Below are 7,515 nucleotides of genomic sequence, written 5' to 3' on the forward strand. Positions count from 1 at the left end.
GTCCATGACCACTCCGGGGCTTAGCAAGGTGGAAAGCATCCGCACCGGCAAGGGCTGATGCGGCGGGACTCCCCACGACGTACGTGGACAGGGGTTACCCACGCGGTGTTCAACGAGCGAACTGCGTCAACGTTTCACGAACAAATCGGAGGTGCCCCTCCGGGGCGCACCGACGACTTGCGGCCTTCTGGGGGCCGGCCCGGAGGCCGGCCCCCAGGGACCTGGTGCAACGTCGGTGGAGCTGTCCGATCTAACGCAGTCGACGTCGTCGTCGAATCACGCAGGTGTTATTTCAGCCTTGGTTCTGTGGATCGCTTGGTGCGGTGATATCCGTGCAGGTCGGCTTGGAGATGACCGTCTTCCAGCCCGTGTTGGCGTCGTTCGACACCGCCGCGAACAGGCAATACGGGATCTTCGGGATGCCGCCCTTGTTGAAGGTCAGCGGCCCGGTCAGACCACCGAGCGTCGTGAACTTCTGCCCCTTGAAGGTGTAGAGCGTGTCCAGGAGCTGCTGCGTGGTCGGGTTCTGCGCCGATAGCCCGGAGGCGGCGGCGACGAGCAAGGCGCCCGAGCCCCACCCGAGAGATGCCGCGCCACCGGTGGCGAAGCCGGGGTTGTACTTCTTCACCGACTCTTGGTAGTACTTCGTCGCCGGCGTGCTGCCGTCCATCCACGGGAAGTGGTTCATCGGCACGTACGAGTCGCCGAGCCAGGCGTTGCCCAGGAACTGCTTCTCGTTGCCCACCGAGAGCGGGTAGGGCGTGATCTTCGGGAACCAGCCGACCTGGGTGCAGGACCGGGCCAGGCGGACCTGCGAGGCGGCGTCGATGGTCATCGCGAGCGACTCAACGCCCGCGTTCTTGAACTCCAGGCACTGCTGCACGTACGAAGGCGCGGTGAGCGAGACCTGGATCGACTTCTTCACCGTGGCGCCGAACTTCGGTGCCAGTTCGAGGTAGGCGCGGTTGATCTGCTCGCATGCGCGAGGCACCTCGATGCACCAGATGTTCCCGACGTTCTTCACCTTGTGGTACTGGGTCGCGCCGACCAGGTAGCCATAGGCGATCGACTGCGGGCCCGAACCCTGCGGGAACGCGATCGAGTTCGTGAACCAGGTGTTGTTGGTGTTGTCGGCGCCGATCACCGGGATGTTGAAGCGCTTGTAGATCGGCATCGCGGCGTCGACCGTCAGGACCTGAATGTTGCCGACGAAGGCCAGGACCTTGTTGCTCTGGATCATTTCCTGGGCCTTGGACGCCGCCGTTGCCGGGTCGCCCTGATCGTCGGCCTGGAAGAACTTGATCTTGTGGCCGTTGAGGCCGCCGCACGCGTTCTGCGAGGCGACGAAGGTCTCCAGGGCCGGGGTGAGCGGCGAGAACAGCTCACCCAGCACGCCCGAGAGGGTGCTGACGTTGCCGATGTTGACCTCGGAAAGCGTCGCCGGCTTGCAGGCCGCCTTGCCGCCGAAGATCGCCGAGTTGGCGACCATCTGCTCGATAGCGGTACCGCCGGTGGTGGTGGTCGTTCCGCCACCCTTGCCCTTGCTGCCGCCGGTGCCGCCGGTGCCGCCGGTGCCGCCGGTGCCGCCGGTGCCGGTGCCGGTGCCGGTGCCGGTGCCGGTCCCGGTGGTGCCGGTGCCGGCGCCGGTGGCCCCGGGAGCCGTGGTGTCGGTGGTACCCGTGCCGCTGTCGACGGCGCCGGGAACTGCCGCGGCGCCGGTGGTGTCGGTGGTACCGGTGTCAGTCGCGTCGGTGACGGCGGTGTCTGCGCCGGCACCGGCTTCCTGAACATCGCTGCCACCGCAACCGGCGACCAGCGCCATTGCGGTGAATGCGGCCGCGGCGGTTGTGAGCATCCGCCTCGACCTTCGGGTAGCTGCCATAGGTTCCTCTGCCCTCCAGCGGGGCCACGGTGGGCCCGTATCCAAACTTTCCTCACCAAGGTTTCGCGGGCACCGCCAGGGCGAACGCCCGTTCGGCGAGTCGGTGTGACGCTAGTTACGGATAACTGGACTGTCAACACAATGCGGGGCATGTCCATCGATTCGAGACCTACTCTATTTCCCGCTGGCACCCAACATCTCCGCAGGTGAGCGCCATAATTGACGGGATCCCACCTATCGCCTGGCAGGTTCCTCCACTTCTGGGCGCCGGGCGTGCTAATCTGTTAGTCACCAGTTACAACTGGCCTAGCGGGGTACCCAGCCCACATCCGGACGAGAGGAGTTCTTACCTTGTCCACCGGCACCGAGGGCTCGCGCACCCCTCGCCAGCGGGAGCTGATCACGATCGCGACCCGGCTGTTCGCGCGGAACGGGTACCACGCGGTAGGTATCAACGAGATCAGCGGCGAGCTGGGGCTGACCGGGCCGGCGTTCTACCGGCACTACCCCAGCAAGGAAGCCCTGCTGATCGCCTGCCTGGACGACGCGATCACGGCCCACTTGGAAGCTGTCGTCGACGTCGTGCGGTCGATCTCGGACCCGCTCGATGCGCTCCAAGCGATCATCGACAACCACGTCGACTTCGTCTTCGACCAGACCGAGAACATCCAGACCTGGCGGACCGAGTTCCGCAGCCTTCCCGAGGCCGACCGGCACCGCCTGCGGTACCTGCAGCGACTCTACACCGAGGAATGGGTCCGGATCGTCCGCCAGCTGCGCACGGACCTGGACATCGAGCAGGTCCGCACCATGTGCCAGGGCGCGATCGCGCTGATCCAGTCCGCGACCGAGTTCCAGAACCGCCTGCCGCGCGACGTCGTCGGCCCCACCCTGGGCCGGATGGCCCGGCACGCGCTGATGGGCACGCCCGTGGCGGCCCTGCCCGCGGCCCGGCAGGACTCGGCCCGCATGACGGGCTCGGGCTCCAGCGTGGGCGACGCCGCAGCGGGCTGACAGCCCTCCAGCCGTCCACGCCGCGCCGCCCTGGCCCGCCCCACCACGCGCGCTGCCCCGGCTGGGCTGTCCAGCCAGCGACAGGGTTGTGACATCTGAGGCATCCGGCTGCCCGCCGACCGCCTCTCCTTTTTCATCCCTGTCGCTCAGTGGCAACGGGCCGCGGAGGACCCGTCCGTAACACGCGTTCTATCTGCGCCAGCACATCCCATGGTTGGTTGCGCAGGTCCTCGTAGCTGAATCGCAGGAGCACGAGCCCGCGCTCCGCCGCGACGTTCCCCCGCCGCCGGTCCTCGCGATAGGCGCTGCGGTCGGAATGGAACTCGAAGCCGTCGGCCTCGATCGCCAGCCACCCGTCCAGCACGACGTCGACCTTGCCCAACCCACTTACCCGGACCTGAACTCCGACCGTGCACCCGAGCAGCGTGACCAGCATCCGGAGGACGGACTCCAAGGGCGAGTCCGCGAGCGCGGTTGCGAACCGCACCGCCTGCCGGAGAGCGGCAGCACCGTGGCCGCGAGCGGCCTCCGCTGCCGCCCGGAGGGCATCGGGGCGCACGGATCCGCGGTTCATCGCCGAGTCCAACACGACGACAGCCTCAAGAAGCCGCATCGTGCGGCCGCAGTCGATCGCGGTGCGCAGCGGCGAGGTGATGGGCCGGAAAGTGTCGAGGTCACTACGGAGCAGACGGGCCCGGTGGAGGACGACCCCCGGCTCGGGCGGTCGCCAGGACCCGACCGTGACGTGGCTTGCGGTCGCGGGCTGCCAGAGCGCGAACCCGTGGAACGCGGCTGCGCTGGCATGAGACACGACGCCGGCGAGCCGTACCGCCGCAGCCAGCGCGGGATCCGCGTCGGGCAGCGCGTACGTCCCGTGATCGGTCGCCAGCGAGGCTCGACGCGCTGCGCGCAGCGCGGAGTCCGGGACTCCCACCTCACGCAGTCGCTGCCACCGCGCGGCGCCGCCCAGCAGGCGCAGGGCACTCTCCAGATCCACCGGCACACCGTGGGCCCGCCGGCTCGGAAGGACGGCTGTGCCCGCCAAATCTGTGGACAGAGGAGCCCTACGCGCGACCTGTGGAAAAGCGTGACGTCCAGCCACCGACAGGGTTGATACGTCTGAGGCACTCGGCGGCCCGCCGAGTGCCTCTCCTTTCTCATCCCTGTCGCTCAGTGGTCTGCCCGGCGGTGCGGGTTAAAGGGGTCCGGGCGGGCCCTGCGGGAAGAGCAGCGGGTTGGAGAACCAGGTGCTGTTCGTGATATCCGACCCGATGATCGGGATACCGGACCGCTTGATGATCGGGAGCACGGCGTCGACCGTCAGGACCTGGATGTTGCCGACGAAGGCCAACACCTTCTTGGTCTGGATCATCTCCTGAACCTTCGTCGACGCCGTCGACGGGTCGCCCTGGTCGTCGGAGATCGAGAAGTTGATCTTGTGGCCGTTCAAGCCGCCGCACGCGTTCTGCGACGCAATGAACGTCTCCAGCGCCGGACGAACCGGCGAGAAGAGCTCGCCGAGCACGCCGGACAGCGTCCTGACGTTGCCGATGTTCACCGGGGACCCCGTGGCCGGCTTGCAGGCTGCCGTGCCGCCGAAGATCCCGGCGGTCGACACCATCTGCTCCACGGCGGTGCCGGTAGCGCCGCCGGTGGTGCCGCCGGTAGTGCCCTTGGTGCCCTTGCCGGTGCCCGCAGTGGTGCCGGTGCCCGCGGTGGTGTCCGTACCCGTGGTGGTGTCGGTGACGGCGCTGTCAGCGGTAGCTGCCTCCTGGACGGCGCTACCAACCGCGGCCGGCGACCAGCGCCACCGCAATGATCATGCCCGCGGCGGCTGTGAGCCCGCGCCGGGACCTTGAGTTAATTCCTATGAATCGACTTCCCTCCCCGGGCCCGAGGGGACCGGATCAGATTGCACGCGACCGAGCTGTCGAGTCCCGGCCGCGTCGCCTGACTGAGGGACGCTCAATGAGTTCCAATCAATGTGACGTTCTAGACCATAGGTACGACGTGCCAGTAATACAACGGGCCGTGTTATAGCGGAATAACATTGTTCTCCACGCCACACCACGTGGATGAACATCCGCGCTCCTCCTGCGTCAGGAGGGAAACCGGGCAGGCGTCCGTGACGCCGGACGAGTGTTAGGCGGCCGGGTCGGCCGGGTCGGCCAGACCCTGCATGACCATGTCGAGGACGGCCTCGAAGTTGCGGTCCGCGTCTTCCGGCAGCACCAGGCTGTGCAGCTCGAACGTGATCGCCCCGTGGGTAGCGCACCAGAAGCGGGCGCAGGACTCGCCGGGCTCGATCCGCCGGATCACCCCGTGGGCCATGGCGAACTCGTGCATCGAGTTGCCGACCTCGTAGACGGCGGCCAGGTGCTCGGCCACCTCGGGCGACGTGACGCCCTGCTGACTGAGGAAGATGGCCCGGTAGTGCCGAGGGTTGGCCAGCGCCCACTGGCGGTAGCGGCGGGCGGAGGAGCGCAGCCGATCCACGGGATCGGGCTCGCCCAGGCTGGCGCACGCGCGGCGCATGTCGTCGATCGCCTGAATCAGCAGGGCCTCGACGAGTCCCTCCTTGCTGCCGAACCGGCTGTACACGCCCATCGGAGCCACGCCGGCCTCGGTCGCCACCGAACGGACGGTCACCCCGTCGATGCCGTCGCGGCGCAGCACAGCGTCCGCCGCCTGGAGCAGAACGGCTTCCAGATCCCGGCTACGGGTGCGACTGACGACGCGGGCAACGACCACGTCGACATCTTGTCCTGCCGAACGCCTGTTGCCCAACCGTGAAAACGCCTTGCGACCTGCGGTTTTACCTTCTGTCGTACTTAGTACCGACCGTTGAGGGAGGCGGCCAGTACTAACCACAGCGCCGGATGCACAGGTCCGGCAGGCCTGCGCGACCGGGCGTGACCCACGGCATCGCACGCCCGGGTTGGCGGTCTGCGGAGTTAACCGTTATAAACATAACAACTCCCGCCCCTGCGCCCTGGAGGCTCGCGCGTGCCCACCCTGCGGTCGGAAGTCGACACCAACTCCGACGAGTACCTGAGCAACCTGGCTCACAACGCCGGCATGCTCAAGCTGCTCGAGGACCAACTCGAGGTCGCCCGTGCCGGCGGCGGCGCCAAGTACATGGCGCGGCACCGCGAACGCGGCCGCTTCACCTGCCGCGAGCGGATCGACCTGCTGGTCGACCCGGGCTCGGCCTTCCTCGAGCTCTCTCCGCTCGCGGCGTGGGGCACCGACTTCACCGTCGGGGCCAGCGTGGTGACCGGCATCGGGGTGATCCACGGCGTCGAGTGCGTGTTCATCGCCAACGACGGCACCGTCAAGGGCGGCACCTCCAACCCGTACACCTGGAAGAAGATGCTGCGCGCGCTGCACATCGCGCGGCTCAACCGGCTCCCCGTGATCAACCTGGTCGAGTCCGGCGGTGCGGACCTGCCCACCCAGGCCGACCTGTTCGTGCCGGCCGGTCAGCTCTTCCGCGACCTGACCCAGCTCTCCGCCCTCGGCATCCCGACCGTCGCGTTGGTGTTCGGCAACTCCACCGCCGGCGGCGCCTACGTGCCCGGCATGTGCGACTACAACGTCATGATCGACAAGCAGTCCAAGGTCTTCCTCGGTGGACCGCCGCTGGTCAAGATGGCCACCGGCGAGGTCTCCACGGACGAGGAGCTCGGCGGGGCCCGGATGCACTCGACGGTCTCGGGGCTCTCGGACTACCTGGCCAGCGACGAGCGCGACGCCATCCGCCTCGGCCGCCAGATCGTGACGAGCTGGAACTGGACCAAGCTGGGCCCCACACCCAAGCCCGTCGTCGATCCGCTTTACGACCCGTCAGAACTGATGGGCATCGCCTCGGCCGACCTGCGGGTGCCGTTCAGTCCGTACGAGGTCCTGGCCCGGCTGCTCGACGGCTCACAGTTCGAGGAGTACAAGCCCGAGTACGGCACCTCATTGGCGACCGGCTGGGGGACCCTGCACGGCTACCCGGTCGGCATCCTCGCCAACAAGGCCGGCGTGCTCTTCGGCGAGGAGGCCCAGAAGGCCACCGAGTTCATCCAGAAATCCAACCAGGTCGACACCCCGCTGATCTTCCTGCAGAACACGACCGGCTACATCGTCGGCAAGAGCTTCGAGCAGGGCGGGATCATCAAGGACGGCGCGAAGATGATCAACGCCGTCGCGAACAGCGCCGTCCCGCACATCACGGTGATCATGGGCGCCTCCTACGGCGCCGGTAACTACGGCATGTGCGGCCGCGCCTACGACCCGCGCTTCCTGTTCGCCTGGCCCAACTCGCGTACCGCGGTGATGGGCCCCTCGCAGTTGGCCGGCGTGCTCTCCATCGTCGGCCGCGAGGCCGCCGCGGCGGCGGGAGTCGACTTCGACGAGGCCAAGGACGCCGCACGCACCGCGGCCATCGAGGCGCAGATCGAGCGCGAGTCCTACTCCTTCTTCATGAGCGGCAAGGTCTACGACGACGGGATCATCGATCCCGCGGACACCCGCACCGTCCTGGGCATCACGTTGTCCGCGGTCCACAACAACGTCGTCGAAGGACGCCGTGGCTACGGCGTCTTCCGGATGTAGACAGTGGGGGGGGGGGG

General features: G+C 67.8%; 6 protein-coding genes. 2 read left to right on the forward strand and 4 right to left on the reverse strand.

All coding sequences use genetic code 11. The features are described from left to right. Positions 1–292: 292 nt before the first annotated feature. On the reverse strand, positions 293–1,855 hold the full coding sequence (locus tag H0X00_RS19730) for an ABC transporter substrate-binding protein (protein WP_293774156.1): 1,563 nt from the start codon (positions 1,853–1,855) through the stop codon (positions 293–295). A 378-nt stretch (positions 1,856–2,233) separates the two neighbouring features. Here H0X00_RS19730 and H0X00_RS19735 point away from each other — a divergent pair, with 378 nt between their 5' ends. Next, a complete protein-coding gene (locus H0X00_RS19735) occupies positions 2,234–2,896 on the forward strand; it encodes a TetR/AcrR family transcriptional regulator (protein WP_293774157.1) in 663 nt (220 codons plus the stop codon). 133 nt (positions 2,897–3,029) lie between these two features. Here H0X00_RS19735 and H0X00_RS19740 read toward each other — a convergent pair whose 3' ends face one another. From H0X00_RS19740 to H0X00_RS19750, 3 genes are all read right to left on the reverse strand, one after another. After that, positions 3,030–3,893 (reverse strand): hypothetical protein, encoded by an 864-nt coding sequence (locus tag H0X00_RS19740; RefSeq protein WP_293774158.1) that lies wholly within the window; start codon positions 3,891–3,893, stop codon positions 3,030–3,032. A 198-nt stretch (positions 3,894–4,091) separates the two neighbouring features. Next, entirely contained in the window at positions 4,092–4,712 is a 621-nt protein-coding gene (locus H0X00_RS19745) for an ABC transporter substrate-binding protein (protein ID WP_293774160.1), read from the reverse strand. A 326-nt stretch (positions 4,713–5,038) separates the two neighbouring features. Beyond that, a complete protein-coding gene (locus tag H0X00_RS19750) occupies positions 5,039–5,647 on the reverse strand; it encodes a TetR/AcrR family transcriptional regulator (RefSeq protein WP_293774161.1) in 609 nt (202 codons plus the stop codon). A 255-nt stretch (positions 5,648–5,902) separates the two neighbouring features. Between H0X00_RS19750 and H0X00_RS19755 the strand changes: the two genes are divergently transcribed. Beyond that, complete coding sequence (locus H0X00_RS19755; protein ID WP_293774163.1) at positions 5,903–7,498, forward strand: acyl-CoA carboxylase subunit beta; 1,596 nt, start codon at positions 5,903–5,905, stop codon at positions 7,496–7,498. Positions 7,499–7,515: the final 17 nt, after the last annotated feature.

Origin of the sequence: Sporichthya sp. (assembly GCF_013815995.1) — a bacterium.
Taxonomy (GTDB): Bacteria; Actinomycetota; Actinomycetes; order Sporichthyales; family Sporichthyaceae; genus Sporichthya.

Excerpts from the sequence above, each read along its gene's own strand:
- H0X00_RS19730 (WP_293774156.1), bottom strand. The coding sequence starts at position 1,855 with ATGCTCACAACCGCCGCGGCCGCATTCACCGCAATGGCGCTGGTCGCC.